This is a genomic window from Flavobacterium sp., assembly GCF_039930565.1.
Lineage (GTDB): Bacteria > Bacteroidota > Bacteroidia > Flavobacteriales > Flavobacteriaceae > Flavobacterium.
In genome coordinates this window covers 1-18,323 of sequence record NZ_JBDTTP010000050.1, presented here as the reverse complement: position 1 = coordinate 18,323, position 18,323 = coordinate 1, and the positions used below count along the sequence as shown (strand labels likewise).

Here is an 18,323-nt window from a genome sequence, read left to right as displayed (position 1 = left end):
CTACTACTATTTAAACAAAAATTGACCATTGTTTTGCGATTTCTTTTTCTTGATCTAACATAAATATCAGATTCAGTTTTTAATTTAGTTAACTCGCAAAAGACTAAAGTTCACTTGTCTCGTCTCCTTCCAATTTTATTAATTCCTATTACAAAAATCTATGAAACGAATTCTGTTTACATTTTTAATTACTACAGCGTTAACAAACATTTCGAATGCACAAAGTGATGATTTAAAAATAAATCAATTGCAGGTTATTGGATCGCACAACAGTTACCGTCACGCAATTGAAACCGATTTATATAATGTCATTCAGGCAAAAGATACTTCTCGTTCTTTAAAAGGTTTACAATACACGCACATCAGCATTACAGAACAATTAAATAAAGGTTTGCGAAATCTTGAAATTGATGTTCAGGGCGATGTTAAAGGTGGAAAATATGCGCATCCAAAAGGTTTGGATCTTGCAAAATCTAATGAAGCTTACGATACAAATGGTGAAATGAAAAAACCGGGTTTTAAAGTTTTTCATATGATTGATATCGATTTCAGGACTTCGTGTTACACGCTTCAGGGTTGTCTTGCCGAACTAAAAAAATGGTCAGACGCCAATCCTGATCACGTTCCGGTTTTTATTACTCTTGAACCAAAAGATGATGATAGTTTCTTAGGTACAAAAGGAGAGAAATTCACGCCTGAATTGTTCGATGCTTTAGATAAAGAACTTCGTAAAGGTTTAGGAAATAAAATCATCACGCCTGATATGGTGAGGGGAAAATATAAAACGCTTGAAGAAGCTGTTTTAAACAATAATTGGCCAACAGTTGAAAAAGCAAAAGGTAAATTTTTATTTATTTTGGATAACAACGGAGCTAAAAGAGATTTGTATGCTTTGAATCATCCGTCACTAAAAGGCCGTGCCGTTTTCATTAATGCTGAACCTGGAAAACCGGAAGCGGCAACTTTATTCAGAAACAATGCTGAAGATCCTGAAATTGCTGGTTTAGTTAAAAAAGGATATATCATAAGAACCAGAGCTGATTCTGATACGAAAGAAGCCCGCAAAAATGATTACTCTCATTTTGAAGCTGCCAAAAAATCAGGCGCACAAATCATTACAACCGATTATTATTTACCAAGTACGTTTTTTAATTCTCCATATCAGATTAAATATGATGATGGAACTTATGTTCGTTCAAATCCTGTAAATGGAGGAAAATAGTTTTTTTTTTATTTATTTCAGGTTTCAAAAAATGAAACCTGAAATAAATAAGCTTATTTTAAACTCTTTATTTCTCCTGTTTTTAAGTCAACAGTAAAATGATATGCAGGAACTTCGTGCATGAATTTATTGAAGATGATTAGAAAAAGACGAAATTGGTTCTTCAAAGGTTTTTCTTTTAGATCTTCTTTATCATTTTCGAAGAATATTTGGGACAACACTTTATATTGTCTGGCTCTTATTTCTCCAACATCAGCCATAGCTAATTCATCGGCACTTCTGAAACGATAAAAATCAACCAGGAAATCATAACCTGTCCAATTAAAATCTTCCAGTTTAATATGCTGGGTTGCTAAAAACTTTTCAGTTTTGATTCTGGATTCAGTCCACTCCCTGCTCGCTCTGTTTTTCAATAGAACATCAAAATTCTTATCTGAATTTATATTGGCCAACACCAGTAAATCTTCACCCGAAATATTCAGAAAAAAATCTTTGAAACTGGAAGGCCAGTCATCAGATAAAAATCGCAAACGAACTAGCTCCTTTAAATGAAAATCGGTAAAATCATGATAATTTTTGGTTTTCAAAATAGCAATTTTCCAAATATCTTTGCTTTTCTGTTTTTCCAAAAATTGATATTCCATTTTATATAAATCAAAAAGTTCGTCGTATCGCGGAACATTGTCGATAGTTATGGTTTGAATATCAACCAAATTATCTTTTTTAATCGTCAGTAATTTATAAGCCGGAATGTAAGCCGCCAAAGATGGTGTCTGAATATTGACCAAGGTATTTCCTTTTTCCGTCGTGCGGATTCCGGTATCATTAATGTGCATGTGACCGCCAAAATGAATCTTCAACCCCGCATCGGCAAAAACCTGCGCAACTTCTTCGACAGGAACACGATTCAACTGCCATTTGTTGTCTCCAAGTAACTCTTTTATTTCTGCGGAAGCGTCATCATTAAAATCAATCATCGGAAAATGACTGAAAGCTACCAACGTTTTTCCTTGATTTTTAGCTTGTGCCGAAATATCTTCGACCCATTTTATGAGATGCTTTTTATTCGAAAGCACATTATTGTAACCTGTACTGGCTTCCGAATAATTTTTAGAATCTTTAGTATCTGTACTCGCATTTTTCTTCGGAATATAAACATTTCCATCAATCGCCATCAACCATAAACCTTCAATTGGTTCTACAACATAACTTACGTCTGGTACTTCATATCCCGGAGCAACTTCATAAATTCTGTTTGTCAGTAAAGCAGCTTGTGAAGCTTTTTCAAAACTATAATTGTGACTTGTATAATTTGAAAAAGGTGTTGCCCAGAATTTGTGTTTTTTATTCGGATAAAAGCCAAAATTCTTTAAGTTATCTGTGATTCCCAAATATCCCATTTTGGCAATATCAGAAGTTACAACAACCGGATTTTCGATAGCTAAATTGGGTTTATACAAGTCAGTCTCACTGTAAATTGGCTGACTTTTACCTCCTGTACCAAGAAAATCTTCTTTTCCTGATTCTTGTGCAAAAGGGCCAACCGGATCATGATTTCCTGTGGTTATAAAAAATTCTATATTGTATTTTTTTCGGTAATGATCCAGGATTTTTTCTAATCCATTAACGTGAATTGGCTGGCCGTCATCTGTATAATCTCCCGGAAGTGCTACATATTTTATTTTTCGCTTTGCTATATCCTCCAAAGCGGCAATAAAAGCAAAATAGTTTTCATTAAAAATTCGCGTCGAATGTAGTTGGGAAGCCATTGTTCTCAATAAAGTATATTTTCCTGTTTTGGGATTTTTAATGCCACGATAATCATTGTCTGAAAATTTTCCAAATAAATCCTGAAAATGCACATCAGATAAAAAAGCAACCTGCACATTTTCGAGATTAGTTTTGTTTTGAGCAATTACTATTCCGGTATTAAAAAATAAGAATGATAAAATAAAGGAATAAATGAAACAAGTTTTTTTATATCGGAAAGAATTATGTGAAATCATACTGTCAGTTATCTGTTTTGTAAATAACTGCAATTTTAGATATTAAAAAACAAAGTTGTTTTACGCTATTGTTATGGAACAATCATATTTGAGAACTCATTTTTTTGTTGAAACAGCTTTTTTTATTGGTATAATAACCAAATTCTTATTATCGAATTATTTTTATATATGCGCTATAGGCGTCATCCTTAATAGAGGTTCGCAGATACATTTCGGTTTCGTCATTTGTTTTAAATTCAAATTGAATTAAAGCAGCATCAGAATAATAAAAAAGGAAATCATCATCAGCAAATTCAATATTTGAAATAGGCTTGGTTATTAGTTTTATTTCGAATGCTATTTCACCATTGTTCATATCTAATTGAAAAAGTTTTCCTTTACGGGTATATCCCCAAACATTATTACTTTCCTCAATGATGTATTCTATATTATCATCTTTAAAGTCAGTTTTCCAAATCTGAATTCCTGTTTTTGAATCAACAGCATATATAGAAGAAACTTCCGGTCCTTGTGCTGCAAAATATACTTTATTCTCTTTGCAAAATATACGTTCTCTAATGCTATGTTGATTTTCATCTAATTTAAATTGCCATAAAATATCCAGTTTATCTCGACTTAAGGCAAATAGTACATCTTTTTCATTTGCTATAAATACATTTTCACCATCGGTTACAGGTTTTCCGGATATACCTTGCTCAAAACTTTTTTGGCTAAGAAGTTTCCCTGTATTGGCTTCAAAACTATAGACATTAGAAGCACTTTGGGTAAAAATTTTATTATCAAAATTCAGAACCGGAATATCGTTATTTGTAGCATCTAACTGGTATTTCCATATTAAACTCCCATCTTTTGTATCAAGAGCATAGATGTTATTGTTTGGACTTTGGGTATTGATAAACAGTTTGCCATCATTTATAATTGGAATTTGATTTTTTAGTACAATTTGATCTTTAATATTTCCTAATCTTGATTTCCAGAAAATATCGCCTGTTTGATTATCTATCGCAAAAATTTCTCCGTTGATAAAAGGAACGTACACAACTCCATCATGCAGCATAACTGCATTTGCGCACATTTCAGTAAATGAATCTGTAGCTTTTACACTCCAGGCAATTGTTTCAGATTCTAAATCAAATGCGAAAAGTGTACCGTCATAATCATAAATCAGGATTAAAGCTTTATCTAATGGAACGCTTGTAACTGGTTTTATCAGTTTATTAGAGACCACATCAGGAAGTGATAAATCTGTATTTTTAATATTAGGCTTTGATGAAGCTGGCGTTTGCCCAAACATATTTACAACAGTAAATACAAATAAAAGAGTTATTAGTTTTTTTTTCATTTTTAAAATTTGGGTTTTAAAATTTTGGTTTTTAAGCAATAAAGCCTTCCATCAAAACAATATTTAATCAAATGTAGTAAAAATATAATTCCTCTAATGAAATTGATAAAATGCTTGGCTCTGCCATAATAGTTAGGTGTTTAATAGAAAGCGAATCTTTGATTCCTTAAGTAATGCCTTGCTTCAATCAAAATAAATACATTTATATTTTCTTTTAAGACAACTGTAAAATGTACACAATGTATAGAGCAGATTATTAATGATATAACTCTGTTTACGGAAATTGGCTCAGGAAAAGTTTTAGATAACTAATGTAAAGATTGATAATGAACTAAAAATTGCTTCTTTAATTAATAATTCTGATGCTCAATAGGTCATTTAAACATTCAACACGCAGATATATTTAATTATAATAAATTAAGAGTCGTTTTTAAGATTACATTCGACTGGTCAAATATTTTTACATAAAACAACCCTTCCTCTAAATTTGTAACTGCCAGCTCCTCTTCAATTTTTATTGTTTTATTTTTATATTTTACTATTGATGCTAAACTGTACGTTAATGATTTATTTCCAAAATTTTTGGTTCTTCTTTCGCCTATAACTTGATTTTTACTGTCTATAATTTGAATAAAAAGTGTATTATCAGTGGCTTTAACAAGAGGATTTTCTGCAATTGAAAAACTTACCTTTAAAATATCGGTTTTATTTGACCGTTCTGTTTCCACTTTTTTTCCTGAACTTTTACGCTTATAAGCTTTGACATCCAAGTCATAATAATATAATTTTGATGCTTCTGTTACTTTCTTTGATAAAGATTTATTATAGTTTTTTAGTGTGTCATTTATACTCTTTTGCTTATCTAAAATAGTTTTTTGCTTATCTAAAATAACAATTGTGCTATCCGCTTTTTTTTTGTAATAATTTAGCTCCTTAATTAATACATTAATCCTTTCGTTAACATTGCTGGCATCTTTTTTTAATTCAACAATTTGACTTAAGGTTAAATTGTTATTCTTAATTTCTATCATTAATTTCTTTACTTTTAACTGCTCTGAAACTAATTTGCTATTTAAAGCTGTCTTATCATCTATAGCCTCACTCAAAACAAAATTAGATTTTTCTAAATCTCTTAATATCAATGACTTTTCTTCTCTAAGCGATATGATTAAATGTTTAGTCCGGTCAGACATTTTATAAATATAAAACAGACAGCCCAGCACTACAAAACTTAACAAAATAATTAAAATTTTAAAACTTAAGGTATTTTTATTTTTAACTCTTTTTTTAGACATGATCTATTTTAGATATTGATATTTGTATTAAAAAAATATTGAAATTTAAACATTTGCATTCTTTATATCTTTTGGAATAGATTCAAATTTAATGTTTTTATCCAGTTTATAGTAAAGAGATATTCCGACCAATCCTATTCCTCCCATTAATAACCAATTTGAGAAATAGCTAAAACTTTCTATTATACTAAAACTTATTTTGGGACTTAGTATTTGTGCTGCACTAAAACTCATTGCGTACATTGCCATATATCTTCCTTCATGTCCTTTGATAGCGCGGTTAAAAGCGAAAGTATTGGAGAATGAAAATAACAGCACCTGTCCAATGGTAATTAAAATGATACTAGTTACTAAACCGACTATTGATTTGGTGAATATCAGACAAAAAAATCCTGATGCCATGAATACAGATCCCAGCAATATAATTTTGGTAGCGAGAGATCCTTTTCTTTCTAAATATCCTATTAAAGGCATTTCAAAAAGAAATATCACCAGACCGTTTAATGCTAATAACAACCCTATTTCAAACTGGTCAAGATTCAATTTCTCTGTATTATATAGTGGTATTGTGGTAAATAATTGGAAAAATAAAAATGCTGTCAAAAAGCTGGCTAGTAAAAAAATAATGAAATTTTTGTCGTTTCCGACAGATTTATAATTCGTCGCAATTGTTTTATTTTTCATTTGAATTCGCTTTCTGGCTTTATAGAATTTGCTCTCGTCAATAAGTAACATAAAAATAGAAATTGAGAGAACACACGTAAGTCCATCGATCCAAAAGAGGTAATCATAATTATTTCTTGTAATTAGCAATCCTGCTATAACAGGTCCGGAAACAATTCCTAAATTTACTGCCAATCTTACTAATGTTAGCGCTCTGGTTCTGTTGTGTTTTGTTGAGAAATTTGAAACCGCGACATACATTGCAGGTTTATACATGTCCGCGAATGTGGTAATTAAAAATAGTCCGATACAAATTTCAGCAAAATCGTATAAAAATAAGATAGCTATCAGCCCAAAGCCAGTTAGAAAAAGACTTACTAGCATAATGGTATAAAATCCGATTTTATCAGTAAATTTTCCGCCAATCCAGGAACCAAATAAAGATCCAAAACCAATGCAGGCCATCATCCAGCCAATTTCTGTAAGACTAAAATCAAAACTTTCATGTAAATATTTTGTCATGAATGGCATTACCATTGCACCGGCTCGATTTATATAGGTAATAAATGTTAAAACCCATATTTCTCGGGAAAATCCTTTGAAGTTATTGATGTAGGTAGTAAAATAACTTTTCATTATGTCTGTTTTTTTAATCAATAAAGGATGATTTGGGATTATCCTTTATTGAAATGGGGGGCTAAATAAAAAACATTTTAGTAAATTTTCTTTACATTTTTAGACCTGTCAGCAATGTATGACACTAGCCAGGCTATTTGACCTTCTTTCGCAAAGTAGAGTTTTTTATCGTTAATACCTGGAATTGCTTCAAGACATACGAGTAAAATATTACTTGCAGAAATTAGATATTTTTGTGAATACGTTTTCAAAACTTTCTCTGCTTCTTTGTCTGTTTTGGCTAAATCTTCATATTTTTTAAAATTATTTTTTAAAACAGCATCATAATAAATAACATCTTCTAAATTAAATTTATTAAAATTCTCCATTGCAGCACCGTTATACAAAGTATAGAAAGCCCAAACTGCACCACCAGACATAAAAACCTTTTCTTTTTCTAATGCTTCAGGACTCATCCCATACATTTTATTAACCTGACCTCTCAAAATGGGTAAGAATCCAAAAGATTTCTCATTATATTCTGATATTCCCTTATCTTTAGTTTCTTTTATTACGGCTTCAGTAAGTGTGATAGTTCCGTAACTTAGACTTAATGGGAAAAAGACGAAATTTTCACTATTTCTTACATCCACATAACCACCTTTTGTATTTCCTCCACCAATATCCAAAACCATTGAGTTTTTATAATCAACTGGTGGTATACATCCTTTCAACAACATTTTGCCTTCACTTTGAACATCGATAAATTCCATGTCTTTATTCGTAGCAACTTTAATTTTATCAATTAATTCTTTTGTATTCTTTGCCATAGCCACGCCTGATGATCCTACTATAAAAATATTCTCGTCAGGCACAGTAAAATCTTTTTTAATTTTACTTAAATTATTAGTAACAACCATCGTTGCTTTATTCATATCTTCTTGTGAAAGATTACCATCAATTGAAATACTTTTTGCTATTCCAACATTTTCAGACCAATAGGATAAAATTGTATAATTTCCTTTTTTAATATTGGTAACATTCAGAACAGACATTTTTATTCCTTTGCTTCCAATTTCTATACCTGCATATAGATTGGCAACTTGTGACATAGAAATTAAGGGGTACAGGAACATTAGACTCACAAGGATAGTAAGTACCAGATTAAATTTTAGTTTCAATGATTAAAAATTTAAATTAATAGTAGGTTCGATAGTAGTAATAGTAATATTGGGGGCAATATTTTTTTGTAAAAATTATTATAGTGAGGAAAATGATTAGACAATAATACTATAATTTAATAAACATTTTAAAATCATATTAAATAACACTACTAATATGATTAAAATTAAATTATAACATCATCTATTTCAGATATAACAACACCATTTCAATATTTACTTACCAAAAGTATCGATTAAAAACTAAAAATCCAAGCATAAATTAACTTTAATTTAACGCGAAAAATAATGTTTAACATATATTTTGAAATTTCGCATTTTTATAATAATTTATTTTTAGCTGAATTCATAATATTTAACAGTTCTCATTCTAATGTTGTGAAAATTCTCAGAATTCCATTTTAAACAATGTTTATTCCAATTATAAACCAAGTTTTATTTTTTGAAAAAAAAAGGAATGAAGAAAAAATGAAAATAGTCAGAAACCAACTGAATGAATGTTTTGGAAAAAAACAGATTCTTTATTCCAATTTCTTGACTGTATCTTTTTTAATTAATCTCAACTCTGCCAAAAATAATAAGCAGGCTCTTACTATTTATAATCTTTTTAAGTTAAAAAGGGTTTATATTTTATAACGCTTCAAATGTATTTTTAAAACTATATGTAAATTAGGCAAGTCTTAGTAATAAAAAAACTCCTTAATTTCTTAAGGAGTTTTTTTGTGGGCGATGAGGGGTTCGAACCCCCGACCCCCTCGGTGTAAACGAGGTGCTCTGAACCAGCTGAGCTAATCGCCCTTTTATTAAAGGTGTGCAAATATACAGCTAGAATTTATATTTGCAAACAGATTTAGAAAAAATGTCAAATATTTTTAGCAATTTTTATTATTAATCTATATTTCAGCTTCTTGAATCAATAATACTAATGTTACCCGTTGGGTGCAATTGTATTTTTAAAATGCAGCGTGTATAATTTAGAACACTGATGACACCGATTTGCTACCGCAAAAACGCAGATTTATACTGATTTTAAATTTAGGATCTAAAAAAATCCGTTTTTGTCCGCGTCTTGGTGATAACGAATCAGTCAAATCCGCGTCAAAATATAGTATTTTTTAATTACCCCCAACGGGTTAATGTTTGTATTTAGTTTAAAAGAATCTTAAAGGTAATTTTGATTATACTTTGTATTCTTTTCCTATAGTTATACATTTGTAAACCTTAATTATATATTCAAATGGCAAGATTTCAGGAAAATGATTTACCAAAAGCTAAATTAGACTCTAATTCTCTTCAAAAAGCACTACGGATTTTTAAATATGCTAAAAACCATAAATGGAAATTTTTCTTAGGTTTGATTTTCTTACTCTTAACCAGTGCTACTGCCCTTGCCTTTCCTAAATTAATGGGAATGTTAGTAGATTGTGTTACCAATAAAGACCTGGATAAAGCCAATGAAATTGCAATCGCTCTTATGGGAATTCTTGTTTTACAGGCAGTATTCTCTTTTTTCAGAATTTCGCTTTTTGTAAATTTCACTGAAAATTCCTTATCCAATATTCGTTTTGCATTATATGAGAATCTGGTAAAACTTCCCATGTCATTTTACGCTCAAAAGCGTGTTGGGGAATTAAATAGCAGAATCAGCGCTGATATATCTCAATTGCAAGATACTTTTACCACTACAATTGCCGAGTTTTTACGCCAGTTTATATTAATTATCGGAGGTTTTATAATCTTAGGAAGCATTAGTCCAAAACTAACTTTGATGATGCTGGCAATAGTTCCTATTGTGGCTGTTGCTGCAGTGATTTTTGGACGATTTATTCGTAAATACGGAAAAAAAACACAAGACAAAGTAGCCGAAAGTCAGGTAATTGTCGAAGAAACGCTGCAAGGAATAAGTAATGTAAAAGCTTTTGCCAATGAATGGTATGAAATCAATCGTTATAAAAACAAAATCAGGGAAATTGTCAAAATCGCTATTAAAGGGGGGCAATATAGAGGTTATTTTGCTTCATTTATAATTTTATGCCTTTTTGGATGTGTTGTTGCTGTTGTATGGTACGGAATTACCTTAACCATAAAAGGCGAAGTTCAAGGTGTTGGTGATTTGATTTCGTTTGTACTTTACACCACTTTTATAGGCGCTTCTTTTGGAGGAATAGCTGAAATGTATGCACAGATTCAAAAAGCGGTTGGAGCAACTGAACGTGTTTTTGAATTATTAGAGGAAACTCCCGAAGAAATCAATGCAAATCCAAAAACAACTCCTTTAGAAAAGATCAGAGGAAATGTGGCTTTCAATAATGTGGCTTTTAGTTACCCTTCCCGTAAGGAAATTGAAGTCCTGAAAAATGTGACCTTTAGGGCCGAATTTGGTCAGAAAATTGCAATTGTTGGTCCAAGTGGTGCCGGAAAATCGACTATTTCTTCACTACTATTGCGTTTCTATGATATTACATCTGGTGAAATTTTGGTTGACGGAAAAAATATTTATGATTACGATTTAGAAAATCTTCGTGGCAATATGAGTATCGTTCCGCAGGATGTTATATTATTTGGGGGAACTATCAGAGAAAATATTGCTTATGGAAAACCGGATGCTTCTGATGAAGAAATAATGCTCGCAGCAAAACAGGCAAATGCATTGAATTTTGTTGAAAGTTTTCCTGAAAAATTCGAAACTTTGGTTGGGGAACGCGGAGTTAAATTATCAGGAGGCCAGCGTCAGAGAATTGCCATTGCAAGAGCATTACTTAAAAATCCAAGTATTTTAATTTTAGACGAAGCTACATCTTCATTGGACAGTGAAAGTGAAAAACTGGTTCAGGAAGCCTTAGAAGTTTTAATGGAAGGAAGAACAAGTATTATTATTGCACACCGCCTTTCGACAATCAGGAACGCTGACAAAATTTTAGTTCTGGATAATGGCGAAATTACTGAAGAAGGAACGCATCAGGAATTAATAAATCTTGAAAACGGAATTTATAAAAACCTAAGCAATCTTCAGTTTAGCAACTCATAAGTAAACATAAAACAAATCATTTTTTAAAGCAATAGACAATAAATGTTTATTGCTTTTTTGTTATAGTTATTTGTCTAATTAATATTAAAAAAGCTTTTGAATTAAACCTTTTAGCAAAAGCAATGTCTAACAAGATTAATCTTAAAAACATGTTTAATAATACTTGTACATACAAATGTTAAATAATAGCCAACATCTTAAGTTTTCGATTCAAAAAGCTAAATTTGTACACCTACTAAACAAGATATTATAAAACACAATTACCTCTATTTATGAAAGTAAAAAATCTCATCTACGCCTTACTAATAATCGGAATTGTTGGCTTCATTGCTTACAGGATTTCATCCAACAAAGCCAAAAATGATGAATCTAAAAAGTTTGGCGGTAAAGATACTCCGACTACTGTGAAAGGAATTGTTGTAAAAACAGCCACGTTTGATAATAATTTATCGCTGTCAGGTTCTGTTGAAGCCAATGAACAAATAGAAATTAGAAGCGAAGTGTCCGGTATTGTAGAAGGAATTTACTTTTCTGAAGGTACTAATGTAAAAAAGGGCCAAATCCTTTTTAAGGTTAATGATATTGAATTACGTGCTCAGCTAAGACAGGCACAGACCAAAGAAGGCCTTGCTGCTGAAAACCAGAGAAGAGCCAAATTGCTTTTACAAAAAGAAGCTATAAGTCAGGAAGAATCTGATGTTGCCAATGCAGATTATGCTTCCATGCAGGCTCAGACACAATTAATAAGGGCACAGATTGCAAAAACTTCTGTAAAAGCTCCTTTCTCGGGAAAAATAGGTTTGCGTTCCATTTCTCCGGGTACTTATATTACTCCAACAATTTTAGTAGCTAAATTAGTCAATACAGGGAAATTAAAAATTACGTTTTCTATTCCTGAAAAATATGCTTCACAAGTGAAATCAGGATCTTCAATAGATTTTACGGTTTCGGGTTCTGATAAGGTTTACAATGCGAAAATTTATGCTATTGAACCGGAAGTTGCTGTAGCCACACGTACTTTGCAAGTTAGGGCTGTTGCTGATAACATCGATGGAAAGCTTTTTCCTGGAACTTTTGCAGAAGTAAAACTTCCATTAACGACGATTAAAGATGCAATTGTTGTTCCTTCCGAGGCAATTGTTCCAGTACAAAATGGTAAAAAAGTTTTTATATCTAACATGGGAAAGGCTAAAGAGATAATGGTTGAAGCTACAACAAGAACAGATGCTTCAATTTTAATCCTATCAGGATTAAAAGAAGGTGACACCCTGATAACAAGTGGTGTAATGTCATTAAAAAATGATGCTCCAATAAAAGTTAAAGTAAAATAAGTCTAAAGTCATAAAGTCAAAATTTTAGAAATCTAATTTAAAGGCTAAAATCATAAAACATAATGAGTTTATCAACCACAAGTATAAGAAGACCTGTTTTAACTATTGTGCTGAATCTTTTGATTATTTTATTCGGTTTCATTGGTTATACTTTTCTGGGTGTTCGTGAATTTCCCTCAATTGACCCGGCTCAGGTTTCTATTCGTACCAACTACACAGGAGCCAATTCTGACATTATTGAATCGCAAATTACCGAACCGCTTGAAAAAGCAGTAAATGCAATAGATGGGATCCGAAATATTACTTCCTCCAGTAATCAGGGAAGCAGTAATATTACTATAGAATTTAATCTGGATAAGGACTTAGAGGAAGCTGCGAATGACGTTCGTGATAAAGTTTCGCAAGCAATCAGAAGTTTACCACAAGATATTGATGCCCCTCCTGTAGTTTCAAAAGCCGATGCTGATAGTGATGCGATCATCTCTATGACTGTTCAAAGCGATTCGCGAAGTTCCCTTGAATTAAGTGATTATGCTGAAAATGTCATTTCACAACGTTTAGAAACTATTCCAGGCGTAAGCGGTGTTCAGATTTGGGGACAAAAAAGATATGCCATGCGTTTGTGGATTGATCCTGTAAAATTAGCGGCTTATGGATGTACTGTTGCTGAAGTCAGGGCTGCCTTAAATGCCCAAAATGTCGAATTGCCTTCTGGAAAATTAACCGGAAACAATACCGAACTTACCGTAAAAACAATAGGAAACCTTTCTAAACCTGCAGAATTCAACAATATTATTATTCGAACAGACGGAGAAAAAATTGTTCGATTAAGCGATATTGGAAGTGCTGAATTAGGGCCTGAAAATATCGAAACAAAATTAACTCAATCTGGTCTTCCTATGATTGGTTTAGCGATTGTTCCTATGCCTGGAGCCAATTATTTGGATATTTCATCTGAATTTTACAAAAAATACGAAGCCTTAAAAAGGGATTTACCAAAAGATATTAAGCTGAATATAGCCCTTGACAATACTATTTTCGTAAAAAAATCAGTATTAGAAGTAGCAGAAACTTTAGGTATATCGATTATTCTGGTTATCATTATTATTTACTTATTTTTCAGGGACTGGGCAATTGCGTTCAGACCTTTAATTGATATTCCGGTTTCGTTAATTGCTACATTCTTTATCATGTGGCTATTCGGATTTTCAATTAATGTATTAACCTTATTAGCTATTGTATTGGCTACAGGTTTGGTCGTGGATGACGGAATTGTTGTTACCGAAAATATTTTCAAGAAAGTAGAAGAAGGAATGTCACCAATTGAAGCCGCAATAAAAGGATCTAATGAGATATTTTATGCCGTAATTTCGATTTCAGTAACATTAGCAGCAGTGTTTTTACCTGTAATTTTCCTGGAAGGTTTTGTAGGACGTTTATTTAGGGAATTTGGAGTCGTCATTGGTGCTGCGGTTTTAATTTCGGCCTTTGTATCCCTGACTTTGACCCCTATGTTAAATGCTTATTTGATGAAAGGAGGCGAACAGAAAAAATCAAAGTTCTATATTAAAACCGAGCCATTTTTCGAAAAACTAAATAGTGGTTATGCGGATTCCTTAAAACGTTTCATGGATAAAAAATGGATTAGTTTTCCGATTCTAATTGTATGTTTTGGTCTTATTTATTTATTCTTTACAATTCTGCCAAAAGAAACAGCACCTTATGATGACCGGAGTTCTGTAACTATGCGTATGACAACGCCTGAAGGTTCATCATATGAATATACAGACCGTTTTATGCAGGAAATGTCAAAATTGGTCGATGATTCAATTCCGGAGAAAAAAGTAAGTTTGGTTATTACTGCACCAGGTTTTGGGGCTTCAGCAACGAATACCGGTTTTATCAGACTTTCATTAAAAGAACCTGATGAAAGAAATAGATCTCAAAAAGAAATTACGGATCAATTAACCAAAATGACTAAAAAATACCCAGATGCTAAAACATCTGTTATTCAACAGCCAACAATCGCGGTTAACAGACGGGGAGGTTTACCTATTCAATATATTATTCAGGCTCCTAATTTTGAAAAACTGCGGGAAAAAATTCCTCTTTTTATGGATGAAGTATCAAAAAGTGATGTTTTTTCTATTACCGATGTCAATTTAAAATTCAACAAACCTGAAATTAATGTGAGTATTGATCGTGAAAAAGCAGAGAGTTTAGGAATTTCAATAATTGATGTTGCCCAAACCCTGCAGCTTTCATTAAGCGGACAGCGTTTTGGCTATTTTATAAAAAATGGAAAACAATACCAGGTTATTGGCCAGTTTAATCAGGAAGACCGTTCTAAACCTCTTGATTTGACCTCTATGTTCGTAAAAAACAAAAATGGAGAATTAATTCAGATGGACAATGTGGTAAATGTTGAAGAGCAAAGCAATCCTCCACAATTGTACCACAACAACCGTTATATGTCAGCAACAGTTTCTGCTGGTTTGGCACCCGGAAAAAGTATAAGTGACGGGATTGAAGCAATGGATCAGATTAAAGCCAAAGTTCTGGACGAAAGCTTCACAACCGATTTAAGTGGGGAATCACGTGATTTTGTCGAAAGCAGCTCCAATACTTCTTTCGCTTTTGGATTAGCCTTATTACTAATATTTTTAATCCTTGCGGCACAATTCGAAAGTTTCATTGATCCATTAATTATTATTTTGACAGTACCAATGGCAGTTGCCGGAGCTTTGTTTTCATTGTGGTTATTCAATCAGACGTGGAATATATTTAGTCAGATTGGTACTGTAATGCTTATTGGACTGGTGACCAAAAACGGTATTTTGATTGTAGAATTTGCCAATCAGTTAAGAGAGCAGGGAAAACCGAAATTAGAAGCAATTTTAGAGGCTTCAGAAGCACGTTTACGGCCAATTTTAATGACCAGTTTAGCCATTGCATTAGGAGCTTTACCAATCGCAATGTCACTTGGAGCTGCTTCTACAAGCAGAATTGGAATGGGAGTTGTAATTGTAGGAGGAACTATTTTTTCTCTTGCCTTGACGCTTTTTGTAATTCCTGCTATTTATTTGATGTGGTCAAAAGCCAAAAAGCATTATCCTGAATTTGATCATATTGAAGAATATGAAAAAGAGAGTAAATCGCAGATCTAAATTGGAAATAAAACAGGAGCTGCTTTCATTCATAATTAAGCAGCCAATAATTCATCATATGAAAAATAAAACAATATTAAAAACTCTGATTTTATTTTTACTATGCCTCGCAAAAACAAGTGCTCAGGAAGTGCTGACTATTGAAGAGGCCATAAAAATAGCTTTAGAAAATAATTTCGAAATCCGAATTGCAAAAAATAATTCTCAAATAAATGAAACCAACGTAACCATTGGCAATGCGGGTATGCTGCCAACGGCTACAGCTTCTGTAACGGATAACAACAGCATACAAAATTCATCGCAGACTCGTCAGGACGGGACTTCGACTTCTTTAGATAATGCAAAAAACAATAGCTTAAATTATGGCGTAAGCATTGGCTGGACAGTTTTCGACGGAATGAGAATGTTTGCAAGACTGGATCAATTAAAAGAACTTCAAAAATTAGGCGATGCTGAGCTTAAAAGAACTATTTTAACAAAAGTTGGACAGGTAAATTCTGCCTATTATGATTTAGTACAGCAACAACAACAATTAGCAGCTTTAGATACAACTATCGTTATTTCGAATCAAAGATTAACATTGGCAAAAAACCGTTTTTCTATCGGAAAAGCGTCTAAGTTAGAAGTTTTAAATGCTCAGGTAGATTTAAATTCTGATCAGGTTGCATTATTAAGACAAAAAGAATCCTACATCAATGCAAAAATATTATTAAATCAATATTTAGCACGCGATCCTAAAATTGATTTTAAAGTTGTTGATAATGTTACTGTTGATAATCAATTGGTTTTTGATAATCTGCTAGATCTTGCCCAAAAGCAAAATCCTGCATTAGAAGCACAAATCATTAACAAACGAATAGCCGAATTGCAACTGAAACAGGTAAAAGCCAATCGGTATCCAACTGTTACTTTAAATTCAGGGTATAATTTTGCAGAAAGCCAATCAAGTTTAGGTTTCACAAGTCAGGCTTCTTCAAGAGGACTAAACTATGGTTTTACAGCTTCTTTAAATTTATTTGACGGATTTAATCAGCATCGAAATGAAAAAGTGGCAAAACTGGATATTGAAAATACCAAGATTGCCATCGAACAGCAGGGTATGATTCTAAATACAGAATTAAGCAGAGCTTTTCAGACCTACTTAACCAATTTGGAGTTAATTGATCTGGAAGAAGAAAATGAAAATATTGCCAGGCAAAATCTAAATATAACATTGGATAAGTTTAATATTGGAACTATAACGACCTTAGAGTTTAGAACAGCACAACTTAACTACGTAAATGCAAAAGTACGTTACAGCAACGCACAATATGAAGCAAAACTATCCGAAATTGCATTAAAGGAACTAGCTGGAAATATTAGTTTTTAAATTAAATTTATTTCAAATTCATCCATGACTTCCTATAATCCAAAAGACTGGTTTAGTTTTATTTTTCGTCTTAACAAAGCCGATACCTTTAGAAAATTAATTCCTGTAATGATTTTTATCGGCATTTATTGTGCCTTAATTGCATATCTCGAGATTGAATATTGGGAATTACCTGAAGACAGCCATGTAAAAAACATTTCTGTAATGCATGGGATGTTAGGTTTCGTAATTTCATTGTTATTAGCTTACAGAACCAATACAGCATATGATCGTTGGTGGGAAGGCAGAAGAATATGGGGAAATCTTGTAAATAACAGCCGTAATTTTACTATAAAACTTTCTGCTGTTTTAACCGATGAAAAAGACAAATCATTTTTCAGAAAAATGATTCCTGCTTATGCTTATGTTTTAAATAAACATTTAAAAGATGATGAAACCGCTAAGCAACTTTTTGATGATGTTGATTTGGAAATTGATCATCATAAACACAGACCCAATCAGATTGCCAAAATGATGTATCAAAAAACTAATGATCTTTATACAGCAAAAAAAATTTCAGGAGATCAACTGATAATGCTTAATAACGAATTGACATCATTTACTGACATTTGTGGTGCTTGCGAACGTATCAAAAACACACCTATCCCCTATTCATATAGCGCTTTTATTAAAAAATTTATATTTATTTACGTCCTCACTTTGCCTTTTGCTTATGTTTTTACATTAGGCTATTATGTAATTCCTGTTGTGGTTTTTATATTTTATGTTTTAGCAAGCTTAGAATTGATTGCAGAAGAAATTGAAGATCCCTTCGGAATTGATGCCAATGATCTGCCAACACATAAAATCTCGGAAAACATCAAAAAACATGTTGAAGAATTAATTTAATTTAAGATAGTGCATTCTAAAAATATATACAGTAAAGCCTATCTTTTTATAAATTGAAATTACTTCATCAAAAGTGTTGTTAGAGGTATAAAAAACAAAAAAAATAGTTTTCAACTCCGGCAATCTATCCTTATATTTACAGTTTTATTCAAGAATAATATAGTTAACATGAAAATATCTTACAACTGGTTAAAACAATTTATTAAAACAGACTGG

11 protein-coding genes and 1 tRNA gene are annotated in these 18,323 nt (G+C 32.0%); 6 read left to right on the top strand and 6 right to left on the bottom strand.

Annotated elements, in window-relative coordinates:
• Positions 1-160: 160 nt before the first annotated feature.
• The gene (locus tag ABI657_RS12885) at positions 161-1,222 is read left to right on the top strand and encodes a phosphatidylinositol-specific phospholipase C1-like protein (protein WP_348097675.1); all 1,062 of its coding nucleotides are present in this window, start codon (positions 161-163) and stop codon (positions 1,220-1,222) included.
• Between the two features lie 53 nt (positions 1,223-1,275).
• On the opposite strand, the gene ABI657_RS12880 is transcribed toward ABI657_RS12885, so the two are convergent.
• The 6 genes from ABI657_RS12880 to ABI657_RS12855 form a co-directional block, all read right to left on the bottom strand.
• Positions 1,276-3,228: a metallophosphoesterase gene (locus tag ABI657_RS12880; RefSeq protein ID WP_348097674.1), complete on the bottom strand. Its 1,953-nt coding sequence runs from the start codon at positions 3,226-3,228 to the stop codon at positions 1,276-1,278.
• A 148-nt stretch (positions 3,229-3,376) separates the two neighbouring features.
• Positions 3,377-4,570, bottom strand: coding sequence for a PQQ-binding-like beta-propeller repeat protein (locus tag ABI657_RS12875; protein ID WP_348097673.1), 1,194 nt, complete (start codon positions 4,568-4,570; stop codon positions 3,377-3,379).
• A gap of 407 nt (positions 4,571-4,977) precedes the next feature.
• Positions 4,978-5,865 carry a hypothetical protein gene (locus ABI657_RS12870; RefSeq protein WP_348097672.1) on the bottom strand — a complete coding sequence of 296 codons (888 nt, stop codon included), beginning with the start codon at positions 5,863-5,865 and terminating at the stop codon, positions 4,978-4,980.
• Positions 5,866-5,910: 45 nt separating this feature from the next.
• The gene (locus tag ABI657_RS12865) at positions 5,911-7,164 is read right to left on the bottom strand and encodes an MFS transporter (RefSeq protein WP_348097671.1); all 1,254 of its coding nucleotides are present in this window, start codon (positions 7,162-7,164) and stop codon (positions 5,911-5,913) included.
• 77 nt (positions 7,165-7,241) lie between these two features.
• A complete protein-coding gene (locus ABI657_RS12860) occupies positions 7,242-8,324 on the bottom strand; it encodes an exopolyphosphatase (protein WP_348097670.1) in 1,083 nt (360 codons plus the stop codon).
• 723 nt (positions 8,325-9,047) lie between these two features.
• Positions 9,048-9,122 (bottom strand) — tRNA-Val (locus tag ABI657_RS12855).
• A 439-nt stretch (positions 9,123-9,561) separates the two neighbouring features.
• On the opposite strand from ABI657_RS12855, the gene ABI657_RS12850 reads away from it, so the two are divergent.
• From ABI657_RS12850 to ABI657_RS12830, 5 genes are all read left to right on the top strand, one after another.
• The gene (locus tag ABI657_RS12850) at positions 9,562-11,352 is read left to right on the top strand and encodes an ABC transporter transmembrane domain-containing protein (RefSeq protein WP_348097669.1); all 1,791 of its coding nucleotides are present in this window, start codon (positions 9,562-9,564) and stop codon (positions 11,350-11,352) included.
• A 272-nt stretch (positions 11,353-11,624) separates the two neighbouring features.
• Entirely contained in the window at positions 11,625-12,683 is a 1,059-nt protein-coding gene (locus ABI657_RS12845; protein ID WP_348097668.1) for an efflux RND transporter periplasmic adaptor subunit, read from the top strand.
• Positions 12,684-12,745: 62 nt separating this feature from the next.
• Positions 12,746-15,850: an efflux RND transporter permease subunit gene (locus tag ABI657_RS12840; protein WP_348097667.1), complete on the top strand. Its 3,105-nt coding sequence runs from the start codon at positions 12,746-12,748 to the stop codon at positions 15,848-15,850.
• Between the two features lie 58 nt (positions 15,851-15,908).
• On the top strand, positions 15,909-17,219 hold the full coding sequence (locus ABI657_RS12835; protein WP_348097666.1) for a TolC family protein: 1,311 nt from the start codon (positions 15,909-15,911) through the stop codon (positions 17,217-17,219).
• Positions 17,220-17,243: 24 nt separating this feature from the next.
• Positions 17,244-18,107 (top strand): bestrophin family ion channel, encoded by an 864-nt coding sequence (locus ABI657_RS12830; protein WP_348097665.1) that lies wholly within the window; start codon positions 17,244-17,246, stop codon positions 18,105-18,107.
• Positions 18,108-18,323: the final 216 nt, after the last annotated feature.

Bases quoted from the DNA above. Each gene is read 5' to 3' on its own strand.
- ABI657_RS12885 (WP_348097675.1), top strand. From the start codon at position 161: ATGAAACGAATTCTGTTTACATTTTTAATTACTACAGCGTTAACAAAC.
- ABI657_RS12880 (WP_348097674.1), bottom strand. From the start codon at position 3,228: ATGATTTCACATAATTCTTTCCGATATAAAAAAACTTGTTTCATTTAT.
- ABI657_RS12875 (WP_348097673.1), bottom strand. From the start codon at position 4,570: ATGAAAAAAAAACTAATAACTCTTTTATTTGTATTTACTGTTGTAAAT.
- ABI657_RS12870 (WP_348097672.1), bottom strand. From the start codon at position 5,865: ATGTCTAAAAAAAGAGTTAAAAATAAAAATACCTTAAGTTTTAAAATT.
- ABI657_RS12865 (WP_348097671.1), bottom strand. From the start codon at position 7,164: ATGAAAAGTTATTTTACTACCTACATCAATAACTTCAAAGGATTTTCC.
- ABI657_RS12850 (WP_348097669.1), top strand. From the start codon at position 9,562: ATGGCAAGATTTCAGGAAAATGATTTACCAAAAGCTAAATTAGACTCT.
- ABI657_RS12845 (WP_348097668.1), top strand. From the start codon at position 11,625: ATGAAAGTAAAAAATCTCATCTACGCCTTACTAATAATCGGAATTGTT.
- ABI657_RS12840 (WP_348097667.1), top strand. From the start codon at position 12,746: ATGAGTTTATCAACCACAAGTATAAGAAGACCTGTTTTAACTATTGTG.
- ABI657_RS12835 (WP_348097666.1), top strand. From the start codon at position 15,909: ATGAAAAATAAAACAATATTAAAAACTCTGATTTTATTTTTACTATGC.
- ABI657_RS12830 (WP_348097665.1), top strand. From the start codon at position 17,244: ATGACTTCCTATAATCCAAAAGACTGGTTTAGTTTTATTTTTCGTCTT.